Origin of the sequence: Enterobacter cloacae, from assembly GCF_013375935.1 — a bacterium.
Lineage (GTDB): Bacteria > Pseudomonadota > Gammaproteobacteria > Enterobacterales > Enterobacteriaceae > Enterobacter > Enterobacter pasteurii.
Map to the genome: position 1 here is coordinate 672,732 of NZ_CP056117.1, position 16,150 is coordinate 688,881.

Annotated in this window: 14 protein-coding genes and 1 pseudogene; 8 read left to right on the top strand and 7 right to left on the bottom strand. The window is 57.6% G+C overall.

Annotated features, from left to right (window positions below; genetic code table 11):
• The first annotated feature begins 68 nt into the window (after window positions 1-68).
• Window positions 69-383: a DUF485 domain-containing protein gene (locus HWQ14_RS03135; RefSeq protein WP_003860260.1), complete on the top strand. Its 315-nt coding sequence runs from the start codon at window positions 69-71 to the stop codon at window positions 381-383.
• On the top strand, window positions 380-2,029 hold the full coding sequence (actP, locus tag HWQ14_RS03140; RefSeq protein WP_176608941.1) for a cation/acetate symporter ActP: 1,650 nt from the start codon (window positions 380-382) through the stop codon (window positions 2,027-2,029). Before HWQ14_RS03135 ends, actP begins: the two co-directional genes overlap by 4 nt.
• 31 nt (window positions 2,030-2,060) lie before the next feature.
• On the opposite strand, the gene HWQ14_RS03145 is transcribed toward actP, so the two are convergent.
• On the bottom strand, window positions 2,061-2,750 hold the full coding sequence (locus tag HWQ14_RS03145) for an LrgB family protein (protein ID WP_176608942.1): 690 nt from the start codon (window positions 2,748-2,750) through the stop codon (window positions 2,061-2,063).
• Entirely contained in the window at window positions 2,743-3,153 is a 411-nt protein-coding gene (locus HWQ14_RS03150) for a CidA/LrgA family protein (RefSeq protein ID WP_148422183.1), read from the bottom strand. The genes HWQ14_RS03145 and HWQ14_RS03150 overlap by 8 nt, the downstream gene beginning before the upstream one ends.
• 102 nt (window positions 3,154-3,255) lie before the next feature.
• Between HWQ14_RS03150 and HWQ14_RS03155 the strand changes: the two genes are divergently transcribed.
• Window positions 3,256-4,161: a LysR family transcriptional regulator gene (locus HWQ14_RS03155; protein WP_176608943.1), complete on the top strand. Its 906-nt coding sequence runs from the start codon at window positions 3,256-3,258 to the stop codon at window positions 4,159-4,161.
• A gap of 65 nt (window positions 4,162-4,226) precedes the next feature.
• Here HWQ14_RS03155 and HWQ14_RS03160 read toward each other — a convergent pair whose 3' ends face one another.
• The 4 genes and pseudogenes from HWQ14_RS03160 to soxR all read right to left on the bottom strand — a co-directional run bounded on the left by HWQ14_RS03160 (window position 4,227) and on the right by soxR (window position 9,097).
• Window positions 4,227-5,873: a Na+/H+ antiporter gene (locus tag HWQ14_RS03160; RefSeq protein ID WP_148422186.1), complete on the bottom strand. Its 1,647-nt coding sequence runs from the start codon at window positions 5,871-5,873 to the stop codon at window positions 4,227-4,229.
• A 152-nt stretch (window positions 5,874-6,025) separates the two neighbouring features.
• Window positions 6,026-7,375, bottom strand: coding sequence for a guanine/hypoxanthine transporter GhxP (gene ghxP / locus HWQ14_RS03165; RefSeq protein WP_148422188.1), 1,350 nt, complete (start codon window positions 7,373-7,375; stop codon window positions 6,026-6,028).
• Between the two features lie 297 nt (window positions 7,376-7,672).
• Window positions 7,673-8,343, bottom strand: a pseudogene (locus tag HWQ14_RS03170) (glutathione S-transferase family protein).
• A gap of 295 nt (window positions 8,344-8,638) precedes the next feature.
• Complete coding sequence (gene soxR / locus HWQ14_RS03175; protein WP_176608944.1) at window positions 8,639-9,097, bottom strand: redox-sensitive transcriptional activator SoxR; 459 nt, start codon at window positions 9,095-9,097, stop codon at window positions 8,639-8,641.
• A gap of 98 nt (window positions 9,098-9,195) precedes the next feature.
• Here soxR and soxS point away from each other — a divergent pair, with 98 nt between their 5' ends.
• A complete protein-coding gene (gene soxS, locus HWQ14_RS03180; RefSeq protein ID WP_176608945.1) occupies window positions 9,196-9,522 on the top strand; it encodes a superoxide response transcriptional regulator SoxS in 327 nt (108 codons plus the stop codon).
• 6 nt (window positions 9,523-9,528) lie between these two features.
• On the opposite strand, the gene HWQ14_RS03185 is transcribed toward soxS, so the two are convergent.
• Window positions 9,529-11,094 (bottom strand): EAL domain-containing protein, encoded by a 1,566-nt coding sequence (locus HWQ14_RS03185; RefSeq protein ID WP_176608946.1) that lies wholly within the window; start codon window positions 11,092-11,094, stop codon window positions 9,529-9,531.
• A gap of 719 nt (window positions 11,095-11,813) precedes the next feature.
• Here HWQ14_RS03185 and HWQ14_RS03190 point away from each other — a divergent pair.
• The 4 genes from HWQ14_RS03190 to fecA all read left to right on the top strand — a co-directional run bounded on the left by HWQ14_RS03190 (window position 11,814) and on the right by fecA (window position 16,099).
• A complete protein-coding gene (locus HWQ14_RS03190; protein ID WP_148422198.1) occupies window positions 11,814-12,095 on the top strand; it encodes a YjcB family protein in 282 nt (93 codons plus the stop codon).
• A 121-nt stretch (window positions 12,096-12,216) separates the two neighbouring features.
• Entirely contained in the window at window positions 12,217-12,738 is a 522-nt protein-coding gene (fecI, locus tag HWQ14_RS03195; RefSeq protein WP_020686643.1) for a ferric citrate uptake sigma factor FecI, read from the top strand.
• A complete protein-coding gene (gene fecR, locus HWQ14_RS03200; RefSeq protein ID WP_176608947.1) occupies window positions 12,735-13,688 on the top strand; it encodes a ferric citrate uptake sigma factor regulator FecR in 954 nt (317 codons plus the stop codon). The genes fecI and fecR overlap by 4 nt, the downstream gene beginning before the upstream one ends.
• A gap of 86 nt (window positions 13,689-13,774) precedes the next feature.
• On the top strand, window positions 13,775-16,099 hold the full coding sequence (gene fecA / locus HWQ14_RS03205; protein ID WP_176608948.1) for a TonB-dependent Fe(3+) dicitrate receptor FecA: 2,325 nt from the start codon (window positions 13,775-13,777) through the stop codon (window positions 16,097-16,099).
• The last annotated feature ends 51 nt before the right edge of the window (window positions 16,100-16,150 follow it).

A 16,150-nucleotide genomic window follows, 5' to 3' on the forward strand; every position in this document is an offset into this window, starting at 1 on the left:
ACCCTAACCCTCTCCCCATAGGGGAGAGGGGATAAAACAAACCAACCTTACTTCTGGAGATTTCTGTGATGAATAACGATATTTGTCAGCAGATAGAGAATAGTGCGCACTACAGGGAGCTGGTCGAAAAACGGCAACGGTTTGCCTTCTTGCTTTCCATCATCATGCTGATCATCTACGTCGGCTTTATTCTGCTGATCGCCTTTGCCCCCCAGTGGCTCGGCACGCCGCTGCACGCCGGAACCAGCGTCACGCGCGGTATCCCGATTGGCATTGGCGTTATTGTGATTTCATTTCTGCTGACCGGCGTCTACGTCTGGCGCGCGAACGGCGAATTCGATCGCCTTAATAAAGCGGTACTGCAAGAGGTAAAAGCATCATGAAGCGAGTCCTGACGGCGCTTGCTGCCACTCTTCCCTTTGCCGCCCACGCGGCAGATGCCCTTACCGGCGAGGTCCAGCGCCAGCCTACCAACTGGCAGGCGATTGTTATGTTCCTGATTTTCGTCGTGCTGACGCTGTACATCACCTACTGGGCGTCAAAGCGCGTGCGCTCCCGTAACGATTACTACACCGCGGGCGGCAATATTACCGGCTTCCAGAACGGGCTGGCGATTGCGGGTGATTTTATGTCTGCCGCCTCCTTCCTCGGGATTTCTGCGCTGGTCTATACCTCCGGCTATGACGGCCTGATCTACTCACTCGGGTTCCTCGTCGGCTGGCCGATCATTCTGTTCCTGATTGCCGAGCGCCTGCGTAACCTTGGCCGCTATACCTTTGCGGACGTGGCCTCCTATCGTCTGAAGCAAGGCCCTATCCGCATGCTCTCCGCCTGCGGTTCGCTGGTGGTGGTGGCCCTGTATCTGATCGCTCAGATGGTGGGTGCAGGCAAGCTGATCGAGCTGCTGTTCGGCCTGAACTACCACGTCGCGGTGGTGCTGGTTGGCGTGCTGATGGTGATGTACGTCCTGTTCGGCGGCATGCTCGCCACAACCTGGGTGCAGATCATCAAAGCCGTGCTGCTGCTGTTCGGCGCGAGCTTCATGGCCTTTATGGTGATGAAGCACGTGGGCTTCAGCTTCAATAATCTGTTTACCGAAGCGATGGCGGTGCACCCGAAAGGGGAAGCGATCATGAGCCCGGGCGGGCTGGTGAAAGATCCGATATCCGCGCTCTCTCTCGGTCTCGGCCTGATGTTCGGTACCGCAGGCCTGCCGCATATCCTGATGCGCTTCTTCACGGTATCAGACGCGCGTGAGGCGCGTAAGAGCGTGTTCTACGCCACCGGCTTTATGGGTTATTTCTACATCCTGACCTTTATCATCGGCTTCGGCGCGATCATGCTGGTGGGTGCAAACCCGGCGTTTAAGGACGCGGCGGGCGCGCTGATCGGCGGTAACAACATGGCGGCGGTGCATCTGGCCGACGCGGTGGGCGGTAACCTGTTCCTCGGCTTTATCTCTGCCGTGGCCTTCGCCACCATCCTCGCGGTGGTTGCAGGGCTGACGCTGGCTGGCGCGTCTGCGGTATCCCACGACCTTTACGCCAACGTCTTCCGTAAAGGCGCAAGCGAGCGCGATGAGCTGAAGGTCTCCAAAATTACCGTGCTGGTGCTGGGCGTGGTGGCGATCCTGCTGGGCATTCTGTTTGAGAAGCAGAACATCGCCTTTATGGTGGGGCTGGCCCTCTCGATTGCCGCAAGCTGTAACTTCCCGATCATTCTGCTCTCCATGTACTGGTCAAAACTGACCACCCGAGGGGCAATGATTGGCGGCTGGCTGGGGCTGCTGACGGCGGTGATTTTGATGATCCTCGGCCCGACCATCTGGGTGCAGATCCTCGGTCACGAAAGCGCGATCTTCCCGTATGAATACCCGGCGCTGTTCTCCATTGCCGTGGCGTTTATCGGGATCTGGTTCTTCTCGGCTACCGATAATTCACCGGAGGGTAACCTGGAGCGTGAGAAATTCCGCGCCCAGTTTATCCGCTCGCAAACCGGCCTGGGCGTTGAGCAGGGCCGCGCGCACTAAGCCTTACTCCCCGGCCGCTCCGGCCGGGGTTTTAAAACATCACCCACGCCACCAGCGGTGCAATCAGCACCATCAGAACGCCCGAAAGCATCATCACCAGGCTTGCCACGACCCCTTCCTGCTGGCCGAGCTCGTACGAACGCGCCGTCCCCGCACCGTGCGACGCCGCGCCAAACCCTGCCCCTTTCGCCATCCCTTCGCGGATAGAAAGCCGCAGGAACAGCACATCCCCCACCGCCATACCAAAGACGCCCGTGACCACCACAAACAGCGCCACCAGATCCGGCTGTCCGCCGAGCGGCTTAGCGGCCGCCAGCGCAAACGGCGTGGTCACCGAACGCACGGCCAGGCTGCGCTGAATTTCATCGGACAGGGTAAACAGCCGCGCCAGCCAGACGGAACTGCACACCGCCACCACCGTCGCGGTGATAACGCCCGCGCTGAGGGACATCCAGTGACGTTTGATAACGCGCAGATTGTCATACACCGGCACCGCAAAGGCGACGGTAGCCGGGCCGAGCAGCCACAGCAGCCAGTGGGATTCGCCGATGTAGTTCTGCCAGGAGATATGGCCGAAGACCAGCATCAGCACCAGCAGGATCGGCGTAAAAACCAGCGGCATCAGCGGCAGCGCGCGAAAGCGGCGATACAGGCGCTTGTTGGCATAGTAGATCGCCACCGTCGCAATCAGGCACAGCACGCTTATCTGAAAGTTAGTCATGCTTGTGCCTGCTGATTTCAAACCGATACACCTTATCCACCACCCAGGCGGTGGCGCCCAGCACCATCAGCGTGCTCAGGGCGATAACCGCGAAGATGCGCCAGCCGTCGACCATCAGCAGCTGCGCATAGTTCACCACCGCCACCACGGCCGGCACGAAGAACAGCAGCATCTCCGCCAGCAGCCAGCGCGCGCCGGCCCGCACCCAGCTAAGGGGCAAGGCGCGCGAGAGGATCAGCGTCAGCATCAGCACCATCCCCACCAGGTTGGCGGGTAAAGGCAGATGCAGCCAGTCGACAAGATATTCCGCAAAAACAAACAGTCCCGCGTAGAGCAGTACCTGAACCGGTACCTGGAGTCGTTGCACAACGGCAGGCGTAACACGGCTTAACGCCACGGCCATGGGGGTTTTCCTCAGAAATGAGACGAGGCGCCAGTATAGTGAGCGTACGTAATCGACTGAAATGAATTAAAATCATCGAAGGTATAGTTTCGAGGAATAATCATGGACATAAGAACGCTGCGCTATTTTGTCGAGGTGGTTCGCCAGCAAAGTTTTACCCGCGCAGCGGAGAAGTTGTTCGTTACCCAGCCCACCATCAGCAAGATGCTGAAAAACCTTGAGGATGAGCTGAACTGTACCCTGCTGATCCGCGACGGACGCAAGCTGCTGCTGACCGATACCGGACGCGTGGTGTTCGAACGCGGGCTGGCGATCCTCGCAGAGTTCCGCCAGCTGGAGGCCGAGCTTGGCGATATCAACCACCTGACGAAGGGGCTGCTGCGGCTCGGCATTCCGCCGATGGTCGGCATGATGATGGCCGGACCGATAAGCCTGTTCCGCCAGCGCTACCCCGGCGTTGAGCTAAAAATTTCCGAGTTTGGCGGCCTGACCGTGCAGCAGGCGGTGATGAACGGCGAGCTGGACGTTGCCATGACGGCCCTTCCCGTGGAGGAAGAGAGCGGCCTGGCGACGCTGCCGCTGTTCAGCCATCCGCTGTGCGTTCTGGTGCCGCGCTCCGGCGCCTGGCTGAAAACTGACTCGGTGAAGCCCGAGCTGCTCGGCGAACACCCTTTGCTGATCTATAACGAAGATTTCGCCTTAAGCCGTCAGCTGATGGCGCTGTTTAATCACCACAGCGTGAAGCCGCGCATTGCGGTGCGCAGCGGCCAGTGGGATTTTCTGGCTGCCATGGTGCAGGCGGGCGTGGGGATTGCCATTCTGCCGCAGCCCATCTGCGAGCGTCTGGATAAAAGCACGCTGCGCTGGATCCCACTCGAAAGCGATCTGCACTGGCAGCTGGGGATGATCTGGCGGGAAGGGGTGTATCTGTCGCACAGCGCGCAGGCGTGGCTGGAGTGTTGCGAGGGGTTTTGGGTTTCCCCCTCACCCCAACCCCTCTCCCCATAGGGGCGAGGGGCTCGATCGGTTCCCTCTCCCCTATGGGGAGAGGGTCAGGGTGAGGGGCAACAGCGCTACTGATTCTCTATCAGCAGCGCTTCCAGCAGATCCAGATCGTGCAGCAGCTTTTGCAGCGTCTCGTTGCTGATCTGACGCGTCGCGCGCAGGTGATACAGCTCGGCACGCTCGGAGCGCAGCGCCGCAAGGCGGAAACGCCGCTCCAGGTTCTCTTCCTGCAACGAGCTTTCCACGTCGTTACGTCCGTCAGCACGGCGACGCAAATTACCTATCACGCGTGAGCTGACTTCCTTCAGCAGCTGGTTATCAATATTCTCTTCGGCATCGGCTGCCAGACGCTCCTCCATCTTCTCGATGGCCACAATCGCCACCTCTGCCGTCGCCGCACGGGCAATCCGCTCCTCTTTGTGCTGCTGCGAGGAGTCACCCGCGTCAATATGTTGCAGCAGAATCGGCAGCATAATCACGCCGACAAACAGCGAGAAGAGGATCACGCCCGCCGCCAGGAACACCAGTTCGTAACGCGCCGGGAAGACGTCGCCCGTCGGCAGCAGCAGCGGAATAGAGAGCACACCGGCAAGGGTAATCGCCCCGCGAACGCCAGCGAAAGAGGCAATCAGCAGCTCGCGCGTGGTCCAGGAGCCGAACTCCATTGGCTTTTTCGTCAGGAAGCGAACGCTGAACTTTTTCATCGTCCACAGCCAGCCGAAACGCACCAGCATCAGCGCGATGTAGATCAGCACGATATCGGTAAACAGCATCCAGACTTCAACGTTGGGATCCGCTTCTGCCGCGATAAGCGAGGATTCCATGATGCCCGGCAGCTGCAGGCCCAACAGCAGGAAGACCATGCCGTTAAAGACAAACTCCAGCATCGCCCAGGTGCTGTTTGCGCGCAGGCGCATCGCCAGCGGCGCGCGGCGCATCACGCCGGAACGGGTGATGGTCATCCCCGCCGCTACCGCCGCCAGAATGCCCGATACGCCGATATGTTCGGCAATCAGGTAGGAGGCAAACGGCAGCAGGAACAGCAGAACGATCTGCGTCGCCGGCTCATCGCCGCCCCAGCGGCTGAGGAAGCGCAGCGAGCGGCCGTACAGCCAGCTCACCACAAAGCCTGCGAGGATGCCGCCAATCGCCACCTTGAAGAATTCCAGGGTCGCGCCGCCCACGGTAAAGACCATGGTTCCCATGGCAACCGCCACGGCAAACTTCAGGGCCACCAGGCCGGAGGCGTCGTTCATCAGCGCCTCGCCCTGCAATATGCCCATGATTTTCTTTGGAATACGGCCTTCGCCCACGATGCCGGACAGCGCCACGGCGTCGGTAGGCGACAGCACGGCGGCCAGCGCAAAGGCGGGAATTAACGGGATACCCGGTACGGCCCAGTAGATCAGGAAGCCAATCCCAACCACGGTAACGACCACCAGCGCCAGCGCCAGCCCGAAGATCTCTCGCCCGTGCTCAAGAAATTCGCGCGTCGGGGTTTTCCAGCCATCGGCAAACAGCAGCGGCGGGATAAACAGCACGAGGAACAGTTCCGGATCGAACTCCACGTGCAGACCGAACGTCGGCCACGCCAGCAGCGCGCCGATAGCTATTTGCATTAAAGGCAGGGGGACCTGGAAGGGCAGTACGCGTGTAACCACCCCGGATAATGAGACCACAAGGGTCATGATGAGTATTGTGAAGAAAATTTCCATGCGTTCCCTGTTTGCTGTGTTACTTATGTACTACGGAAGGCGTCGTGCCTTTTATTCTATCCTCACCAGAGTAACGCAAAAGACAACGGGATGAGTCCTGAAAATAAAAAAACGGGCGGCCTTAGCCACCCGTTTTCGCATCAAAGGTTAACTCAGATTGCCCAGCCGCCCGCGTAGAACGCGACCAGCGCAACGGCGATAACCACGGTACCAACGTTCAGCTTGCGCCACTCGCCGGATACCAGACGGCCAATCACCAGCGAGGCGAAACCGATCATAATGCCGGTCACGATGTTACAGGTCAGCACGATAAACACCGCGGTGATCAGGCCGGACATGGCATCCACGAAATCCGCAAAGTCGATTTTCGCCACGTTGCTCAGCATCAGCAGGCCGACGTACATCAGCGCAGGCGCGGTCGCGTAAGCCGGCACCAGATAGGAGAGCGGCGAGAGAAACAGGATCAGCAGGAACAGCACGCCGACGGTAATTGCCGTCAGGCCGGTTTTACCGCCTGCCGCCGTACCCGCCGCGGACTCAATGTACACTGCCGCAGGCGCGGCCCCTACCAGCCCAGAGAAGACGCTGCTCAGGGAGTCGGTGGTCAGCGCTTTGCCGCCGTCGATAATCTGACCGTCTTTATCCAGCAGGTTTGCCTGACCGGCCACGGCACGAATGGTACCGGTCGCGTCAAACACGGCGGTCATCACCAGCGCCAGCACGCTCGGCAGAATAACCGGATTCAGCGCGCCCACGATGTCCAGGCTGCCGATCAGAGAGTTGCCGTTGTCGTCGCTCAGCGACGGCATGGCGAAAATACCGGAGAAATGAACGGCTGGATCGAAGATCAGGCCGACGATGGAAACGCCGATAATGGTCAGCAGAATGCCGCCCGGCACCTTCAGCTTTTCAAGACCGATAATTACCGCCAGCCCCACCAGCGACATGATCACCGGGAAGCTCGCGAAGTTACCCAGCGCAACCGGCAGGCCGTCCAGCGGGTTCTTGATGACCAGGCCCACGCCGTTCGCGGCAATCAGCAGCAGGAACAGGCCGATACCGATACCGGTACCGTGCGCCACGCCCTGCGGCAGGTTGCGCAAAATCCAGCTACGGATGCCGGTGGCAGAGATTACGGTGAACAGTACCCCCATCAGGAATACCGCGCCGAGCGCTACCGGCACGCTGATCTGCTGGCCCAGCACCAGGCTGAAGGCGGTAAACGCGGTCAGGGAGATGGCGCAACCGATCGCCAGCGGCAGGTTCGCCCACAGGCCCATCACAATAGAGCCAACACCCGCAACCAGACAGGTAGCAACAAAAACCGCCGCTGGCGGGAAGCCAGCCTTGCCGAGCATGCCCGGCACGACGATAACGGAGTACACCATCGCCAGGAACGTCGTCAGACCGGCAACGACTTCCTGACGCACGGTGCTGCCGCGTGCAGAAATTTTAAACATGGCGTCAAGTGAACCGCCGGTACGCGCGGATGGCGTAGACATAGAAAACATCCCCTGAGAGTTTTTATAGAAAGTCCGTAAGCGTGGTGGAGACTCCACTGCCAGCGAAACGTCAAATCCTTGTGCTGCGTTTGCGACGAAAGGGGCGTCACAAAAAAAGCAAACGTTTAGCTCCGCGCTTACAAAACGGGTGGTCAAATTTAGGCAAACGATTATCCAGCCTAATACCCGCCCTTTTCAACTGAACTTTCTCGTTTTTCGCTAAAATTCCCTTATGACGATGAAGAAGTAATCAGAGGATGCGCAAACGTTATCGTCCATGCGCAATTTCGTTACAGATCACCCCTCGCCGGGAATGGTCAGCGGGCCGCCTTTCTCCAGCGTGGTCTGCCAGCCGGGACGCGCTTCCACTCTCTGCTTCCACGCCTGAATATGGTCCAGATTGTCGATGCCGCCTCGCGCCAGCAGGGCAAAAAGCGGAAAACTCATCTGTATATCGGCCATGGTCAGCGCGTCGCCCGCAAACCAGGGGCGCTTAGCCAGATAATCGTTGATAAAACGCGCGTGCGTTTCCAGCTGGCGGTTGAGATATGCCTTTTGCACCCCTGCCCCAGCGCCTTACCCAGCGTGCGCAGGCCAAACGGTACGGGAGGTTTACCCAGGCTGCTGAAGACCAGCTTCATTAACAGCAGCGGCATCAGCGAACCTTCGGCGTAGTGGAGCCAGAATCGATACTGCACTTTATTGGCGGGATCTAACGGCTTGAATCGTGATTCCGGATCGTACGTTTCCTGAAGATATTCCAGAATCGCCCCCGATTCGGCCAGAACCAGTCCGTTATCTTCCAGCACCGGGGATTTACCCAGCGGGTGCACTTTTTTGAGCGAGTCAGGCGCCAGCATGGATTTTTCGCGCTGGTAGCGCACAATCTCATACGTCAGCCCCAGCTCCTCCAGCGCCCAGAGGACGCGATGTGAACGAGACTGGTTAAGGTGGTGGACCGTTAGCATGATGTTCTCCTGTGAGTCATACTTATTAACTATAGAAAACTGAACAACTTCACGAAAAAAATTCGGCTAAAATCCGACCGTCCCCGCTGGAAAAAACGACCACCACGCTTAGAATTAAAGTGTCAGCACAAACCGGAACCTCCTCCACAAGCTCGACACGAGGGGTGCTGATGTCGGGGGAAACCCTCCCGTGAACCAGCGGGATAGAGCGAAAGACAAAGACCGGAAATAAACTAAAGCGCCCTTGTGGCGCTTTAGTTTTTGATGCTTTTACACGGCAACGGGCGGCGCTGGCTCAATCTTCCTCCAGCAGGCGCGCCCCCGTCCCCTGCTCGCCCAGCCTGTCGCCCGGGTTACGCAGCGGGCAATCGCTACGGGATAAGCACCCGCAGCCAATGCATCCGTCCAGCTCATCGCGCAGCGCTACCAGGGTATGAATACGCCGGTCCAGCTCCTCTCGCCACTGGGACGACAGCTCCTTCCACTCTTTTGCGCTCAGGGAGTGCCCTTCCGGCAACACGCCGAACGCGTCCCCAATCGTGGCCAGGGGGATGCCGATACGTTGCGCAATTTTAATGATGGCCACGTAGCGGAGCACGTCACGGGTGTAGCGCCGCTGGTTTCCGGCGTTACGGATACTTTTTATTAACCCTTTGCTTTCATAGAAGTGAAGCGCCGACACCGCCACGCCGCTTCGCTTAGCCACTTCACCGGGGGTTAACAGCGCTTTGATACGCGGCAATCTCTTTTCCATAAAACCTCTTTACCTCAAGTTAACTTGAGGAATTATACTCCCCCGCAGAGAAAACGACGAATCAACCAGGACAGATGTCTCCACAGAGGGGTAACCTTATGTCGCATCAGCAAATTATTCAGACGCTTATTGAATGGATTGATGAACACATCGACCAGCCGTTAAGCATTGATGTGGTCGCTAAGAAGTCGGGCTATTCGAAATGGTATCTTCAGAGAATGTTCCGCACCGTGATGCACCAGACGCTCGGGGACTATATCCGCCAGCGCAGGCTGCTGCTGGCGGCACAGGCGCTACGCTCTACGCAGCGGCCCATTTTTGATATCGCGATGGATTTGGGTTATGTGTCGCAACAAACGCTTTCCCGCGTGTTCCGCCGCGAGTTTGACCGAACGCCGAGCGACTACCGCCATCAGCTTAATTAATGCGTGTTAACGCGATGGCTGCTGCTGCCAGGCCATAAACGCCTGGGGCGGCATCGCTTTCGCGAAGTGCCATCCCTGACAGTACTGCACGCCGCGTTTCAGCAGCCAGCTCACCTGATCCCCCGTCTCGACCCCTTCCGCAATGGTCTTCAGCCGCAGGCTTTGCGCCATCTCTATGATGTGCTCGGCAATCAGGTGGCTGGTGCTGTTGGTGGTTAAGGTATCGATAAAGGATTTGTCGATTTTCAGAATATCGACGTTCAGCGAATAGAGGTTATGCAGGTTAGAGTAGCCGGTTCCGAAATCATCAATCGCCACTTCATAGCCCGCCTGGCGGAACGCCTGAATCACCGGCGTGGTTTTGGGCACATCAATAAAGCCACGCTCCGTCACCTCAATTTTGATCTGCTGCGCGCGAACCGCGTAATAGCGGGCTTTGTCTGAGATCAGCGCGATAAGACGCGAGGAGTGGAAGTCCGAGGCCGACAGGTTAATCGAGATATAGAGATGAGGATGAGCGGCAAGAAAATGCCCCAAATCGCTGAACACCTCCTCCACGACGTAATCCGTTATGCGCTCAATCATCCCCTCTTTTTCGGCCAGGGGAATAAACTCCGCCGGGCTCATGACCTGTCCGTTAAAGCCGGGCCAGCGCAGCAGCGCCTCTGCACCCACGCACTGGTTATTTTTAATATCAATAATGGGCTGATAATGTACGCAAAGCTGCCGCTTATTCAGCGCCCGGTGCAGAAGGCGGCCAGGGGAATTAAATTCACGGTGCGTGCGGGACCACACCAGCAGAATAATAATGCTGCAAATCATCCCCAGCGGCAGCGTCAGGGTAGCCTGATGATAAAGCGTTTGATAAAAGCGGGCGCTGGAGGTTGAAACGATGGCGGCAATGGGCCGCGTATCCGATTTCACGATCGTATAAAACCGGTCATCCTTTTGAAACGCCGCGTCCTTATGTCCAATCATCGAGCTTAATAAGGAAATATTGGCTTTCTGGCTAACGGAAAAAAAAGCATTGCTGACGGTGTCATACACGCCCCACGCCAGGGCACGATCGTCTGACATCACTTCGCTATATGAAAGCGGATTAACCACCACCACATTATGTCCGCGCTGCACATATATCATTTTATAGCCGTTAAAAAATGGCGTATCGCGAAAATAATAGATGGCAACGTCGGGCTTACGATTGTAATTGGCAGTGGAGATCGTATAAGGATGTGCCGGTGTAGAAATGGTCGAACAAAGAAAACTCTGACCTTCAGCATAAATTAAATCAGCAACAAACAGGCGGCCGCGGACAACGTTCAACATATATTGACGATGCTCCGGCGTACAAACTTTACCCTGATATTTTTCCGCCTCGTCCTGCGCCAGACCAATCTGTTGAATAACCAGTTCAGTTTTGTCTAAAGCAAGTTCAGCAAACGTGCGAAGCTGGGAACTGGTTTCCGACACGGCTCTCAGCTGGGCAAACCATAGCGCAAGCATCACCGGCAGCATGACTACCATGATAATCCCTACCGCTCTGAGCACCTTGCGCCGCGCGCTACGATTCATTTCCCGCTCTATATCCCTGCATGTTGTACGCCTGCGGCAATCAAGGCCGGCTGCTTTGAAAAACAGGTGATTACGTTGCATGAATCATGCGAAGTTAGCAACTGACTTTTGGTATTAAAAATCTGAAATTTCATGATGACGATAATATTTTCCCGTAAGCCAAACTAAAAGTATTCGTTTCGTTTAAGGTAAGGAAATAATTACCCGCGGCAGAAGTGAAAAGTCTGCCAACATGAAATAGGGGCTATTTGTTCCCGTGCTGATTTATAAATAATCAGATGCCAGGACCGTTTTCCGTCTTTCCGTACGCCTGGCGTCATATAAGGCATTATCGGCACGGGTCAGTATTGCTGAGTTTCCCGCTGCCGCTCACGCTTCAACCACGCCTGCGCTGTAGGAGAGCTCCGGCGCCGCCCCAGGAGAGATTTGCCCCATGCCGCCGGCTGGTGCAGCTTTTTCAGCGAACGCCGGGCGTTGAGCGACGCCAGCGCCTGCATGCCGTCGTTAATAAGCACCCGTTTTTCTTAAATTATCTGTTCTCTGCACCGCAGAGATGCTGATTTGCGCGACGGAGATATATTTTCCTGAGCTATAAATTCCCTTTTTTCGACGCGCAGAGACTGGCGAATAAAACAGCAAATGTGATATAGTTCACACATCTTATGTAACGAGAAACATTGTTTCATTCCAGTTCGTCTGCTCTGTCGAGGATGGGTTTTATGGCAACCATTACCACCAGCATGGTACTCCTGCGCTGGCCGTTGTTAAGCGCGGTTTTGATGTTCCTGGCCAGCACGTTAAACATTCAGTTTCGAAAATCGGATTACGCGGGTCTTGCCGTCATTAGCACCCTGCTGGGACTAGGCGCCGCGTGCTGGTTCGCGACAGGTCTGCTCGGCATTACGCTGATGGATATGGCCGCCGTCTGGGAAAACATTAAAGTGGTAATGGTGGAAGCCATGAGCCATACGCCACCAGACTGGCCGATGGTCATTACCTGATTATCTTTTGATAACAAACTGTTGAAAGCCTCCTGCGGGAGGCTTTTTTATTTCCAATTGTAATGATAACCATTCTCATATTAATATAGCGGCGTGATGATTAACTTTTGATGCATTCCGCATGTCTGACCGCGCCGCCAACACAGCTTCTTTGACCCTCGAATCGCTTTACGGCGCGCATCACGGCTGGCTGAAAAACTGGCTTACCCGCAAACTGCAGTCCACCTTTGATGCCGATGATATCGCGCAGGACACCTTCCTGCGGGTGATGGGCAGTGACGCCCTGACCACAATCCGCGATCCGCGCGCCTTCCTGTGCACGGTTGCTAAACGGGTGATGGTCGATCTCTTTCGCCGAAACGCGCTGGAAAAAGCCTACCTGGAGATGCTGGCGCTTATGCCAGAGGCGCTGGCACCGTCACCGGAAGCGCGCGAAAGCCAGCTGGAAACCCTACAGCTTATCGACGCCATGCTTGACGGGCTCAGCGGCAAAACGCGCGAGGCTTTTTTGCTGTCACAGCTCGAGGGCCTTTCCTACAGCGAGATTGCCCAAAGGCAGTCCGTCTCCGTCAGCTCGGTGAAAAAATACGTGGCAAAGGCCGTTGAGCACTGCCTGCTGTTTCGCCTGGAGCACGGCCTGTGAATCCTTCCGTAACCGACTCCCGCCGCCGGGCGCTGCGCTCGGCATCGCACTGGTATGCGGTATTAAGCGGCGAACGCGTCAGCCCGCAGCAGGAAGCGCGCTGGCAGCAGTGGTATGAAGAGGACCAGGATAATCAGTGGGCCTGGCAGCAGGTCGAAAACCTGCGCAGCCAGCTCGGCCGCGTGCCGGGTAAGGTTGCCAGCCGGGCGCTGCAGGACACCCGTTTTACCCGTCGCCACGTCATGAAAGGTCTGCTGCTGTTGCTCGGCGTCGGCGGCGGCTGGCAGCTCTGGCACTCTGAAGCCGGGGAAGGCCTGCGTGCCGACTACCGTACCGCCAGAGGCGCGGTCAGCCATCAGCGGCTGGAGGATGGTTCACTGCTCGCGCTCAACACGCAGAGCGCAGCGGATGTTCGTTTTGACGAGCATCAGCGTACCGTCCGGCTCTGGTACGGCGAAATTGCCGTCGCTACCGCTAAAGATGAGCGCCAGCGGCCTTTCCGCGTTCTGACCCGCCAGGGCCAGCTCACCGCGTTAGGCACGCGTTTCTCCGTGCTGCATGAGGACAACAGCACGCTGCTCACGGTCCAGCAGCATGCGGTTGAGGTTTCACTGGCACGACATCCTCAGGAAAAACGCATCGTAAACGCTGGCGAAAGCCTGCGGTTCAGCGACGCTGAGTTCGGCGAGACGATTCCGGCGGAGGAGGAAAGCGCCAGCTGGACGCAGGGGGTGCTGAGCTTTAGCGATAAACCGCTGGGTGAGGTTATTGCCACGCTGAGCCGCTACCGCAGCGGCGTACTGCGCTGCGATCCGGCGGTCGCGCAGCTACGGCTGAGCGGCACCTTCCCGCTGAAAGATACCGATGCGGTTCTGAACGTTATAGCACAGACGCTGCCGGTGAAAATTGAGTCAGTTACGCGCTACTGGATCACCCTCTCTCCAGCGTAAGAAAAATAATTCTCATTTCGATTGTCCTTTTTACCCTTCTCGTTCGACTCATAGCTGAATACAACAAAAATGATGATGGAGAAGGTATGACGCCTTTACGCGTTTTTCACTCAGCAACACCTTTGGTTAACGCCATTCGCCTGAGCCTGCTGCCGCTGGCCGGGCTTTCGCTATCCGCCTTCGCCGTACAGGTTGATATCGCACCGGGCACGCTCGATAAAGCGCTTAACCAGTATGCCGCACGCAGCGGAATTACCCTGTCGGTTGACGCCAGCCTGACGCGCGGCAGGCAAAGTAACGGTCTGCACGGCGACTACAGCGTCGAAAGCGGCCTGCAGCAGCTGCTGAACGGCAGTGGCCTGCAGGTTAAAGCGCTGGGTAACAACAGCTGGACGCTGGAGCCTGCTCCCGCCCCACAGGAAGATGCCCTGATCGTATCAGGAGACTGGCTGGGCGAAGCGCGTGAAAACGACGTATTCGAACATGCCGGCGCGCGCGATGCGATCCGCCGTGAGGATTTCGCCAAAACCGGCGCAACCACCACGCGCGAAGTGCTCAACCGCATTCCCGGCGTTAACGCCCCGGACAATAACGGAACCGGCAGCCACGATCTGGCGATGAACTTTGGTATTCGCGGCCTCAACCCGCGTCTTGCCAGCCGCTCGACCGTGCTGATGGACGGTATTCCTGTGCCGTTTGCCCCCTACGGCCAGCCGCAGCTCTCGCTTGCACCCGTCTCGCTCGGCAACATGGATGCGATTGACGTGGTGCGCGGCGGCGGCGCGGTTCGCTACGGGCCGCAAAGCGTGGGCGGCGTGGTGAACTTTGTTACCCGCGCGATCCCACAGGATTTCGGCATCGAAGCGGGGGTGGAAGGCCAGCTCAGCCCCACCTCCTCACAAAACAACCCGAAAGAGACCCACAACCTGATGGTGGGCGGCACGGCGGATAGCGGATTCGGCACTGCCCTGCTCTACTCCGGCACCCGCGGCAGCGACTGGCGCGAGCACAGCGCAACCCGCATCGACGACCTGATGCTGAAAAGCAAATATGCGCCGAACGACGTGCACAGCTTTACCAGCCTGCTGCAATACTACGACGGCGAAGCAGATATGCCCGGCGGCCTGTCCCGCGCGGATTACAACGCCGACCGCTGGCAATCTACCCGTCCGTACGATCGTTTCTGGGGCCGTCGCAAGCTGGCAAGCCTGGGCTATCAGTACCAGCCTGACGGTCAGCATAAGTTTACCGTTCAGGGCTTTTATACCCAAACCCTGCGCAGCGGCTATCTGGAGCAGGGGAAACGTATCACGCTCTCCCCGCGAAACTACTGGGTACGCGGCATCGAGCCACGTTACAGCCAGAGCTTTACGATCGGCCCGACCGCGCACGAAGTGGGCGTAGGTTATCGCTACGTGAATGAATCCACCCACGAAATGCGCTACTACACCGCCACCCGTAGCGGCCAGCTGCCGTCAGGTTCAAGCCCTTACGACCGTGACACCCGCTCCGGTACCGAGGCGCACGCCTGGTATCTGGATGACAAAATTGACGTCGGCAACTGGACCATCACGCCGGGCATGCGTTTTGAACATATCGAGTCATACCAGAACAACGGCATCAAAGGCACGCACCAGGAAGTGAGCTACAACGCCCCGCTTCCGGCATTAAACGTGCTCTATCACCTGACTGACAGCTGGAATCTTTATGCAAACACCGAAGGCTCGTTCGGCACCGTACAGTACAGCCAGATTGGCAAGGCTGTGCAAAGCGGCAATGTGGAACCGGAAAAAGCGCGAACCTGGGAGCTCGGCACCCGATACGACGATGGGGCGCTGACGGCGGAAATGGGGCTGTTCCTGATTAACTTTAACAATCAGTACGACTCCAACCAGACTAACGACACCGTTACCGCGCGCGGTAAAACGCGCCACACCGGGCTGGAAACCCAGGCTCGTTACGATCTCGGTACCCTGACCCCGACGCTGGATAACGTCTCTGTTTACGCAAGCTACGCCTACGTGAATGCGGAGATCCGCGAGAAAGGCGACACCTATGGCAATCAGGTGCCGTTCTCCCCGAAACACAAAGGTACTCTGGGCGTGGACTACAGGCCGGGCAACTGGACGTTCAACCTGAACGGCGATTTCCAGTCCAGCCAGTTTGCGGATAACGCCAATACCGTTAAAGAGAGCGCCGACGGCAGCACCGGACGCATTCCGGGCTTTATGCTCTGGGGCGCGCGCGTGGCGTACGACTTTGGCCCACGGATGGCCGATCTCAACCTGGCGTTCGGGGTGAAAAACATCTTCGACCAGGCGTACTTCACCCGCTCTTACGACGACAACAACAAAGGCATCTACGCTGGCCAGCCGCGCACGCTGTATATGCAGGGGTCGTTGAAGTTTTAACTCCCGCCAGCCCGACCTGCACGCGGGTTTTGCAGGTCGGGTCAGCGAAGC

What these genes read in the sequence shown, in the direction of transcription:
- HWQ14_RS03135 (WP_003860260.1), top strand. Translation starts at nt 69, where the DNA reads ATGAATAACGATATTTGTCAGCAGATAGAGAATAGTGCGCACTACAGG.
- actP (WP_176608941.1), top strand. Translation starts at nt 380, where the DNA reads ATGAAGCGAGTCCTGACGGCGCTTGCTGCCACTCTTCCCTTTGCCGCC.
- HWQ14_RS03145 (WP_176608942.1), bottom strand. Translation starts at nt 2,750, where the DNA reads ATGACTAACTTTCAGATAAGCGTGCTGTGCCTGATTGCGACGGTGGCG.
- HWQ14_RS03150 (WP_148422183.1), bottom strand. Translation starts at nt 3,153, where the DNA reads ATGGCCGTGGCGTTAAGCCGTGTTACGCCTGCCGTTGTGCAACGACTC.
- HWQ14_RS03155 (WP_176608943.1), top strand. Translation starts at nt 3,256, where the DNA reads ATGGACATAAGAACGCTGCGCTATTTTGTCGAGGTGGTTCGCCAGCAA.
- HWQ14_RS03160 (WP_148422186.1), bottom strand. Translation starts at nt 5,873, where the DNA reads ATGGAAATTTTCTTCACAATACTCATCATGACCCTTGTGGTCTCATTA.
- ghxP (WP_148422188.1), bottom strand. Translation starts at nt 7,375, where the DNA reads ATGTCTACGCCATCCGCGCGTACCGGCGGTTCACTTGACGCCATGTTT.
- soxR (WP_176608944.1), bottom strand. Translation starts at nt 9,097, where the DNA reads ATGGAAAAGAGATTGCCGCGTATCAAAGCGCTGTTAACCCCCGGTGAA.
- soxS (WP_176608945.1), top strand. Translation starts at nt 9,196, where the DNA reads ATGTCGCATCAGCAAATTATTCAGACGCTTATTGAATGGATTGATGAA.
- HWQ14_RS03185 (WP_176608946.1), bottom strand. Translation starts at nt 11,094, where the DNA reads ATGAATCGTAGCGCGCGGCGCAAGGTGCTCAGAGCGGTAGGGATTATC.
- HWQ14_RS03190 (WP_148422198.1), top strand. Translation starts at nt 11,814, where the DNA reads ATGGCAACCATTACCACCAGCATGGTACTCCTGCGCTGGCCGTTGTTA.
- fecI (WP_020686643.1), top strand. Translation starts at nt 12,217, where the DNA reads ATGTCTGACCGCGCCGCCAACACAGCTTCTTTGACCCTCGAATCGCTT.
- fecA (WP_176608948.1), top strand. Translation starts at nt 13,775, where the DNA reads ATGACGCCTTTACGCGTTTTTCACTCAGCAACACCTTTGGTTAACGCC.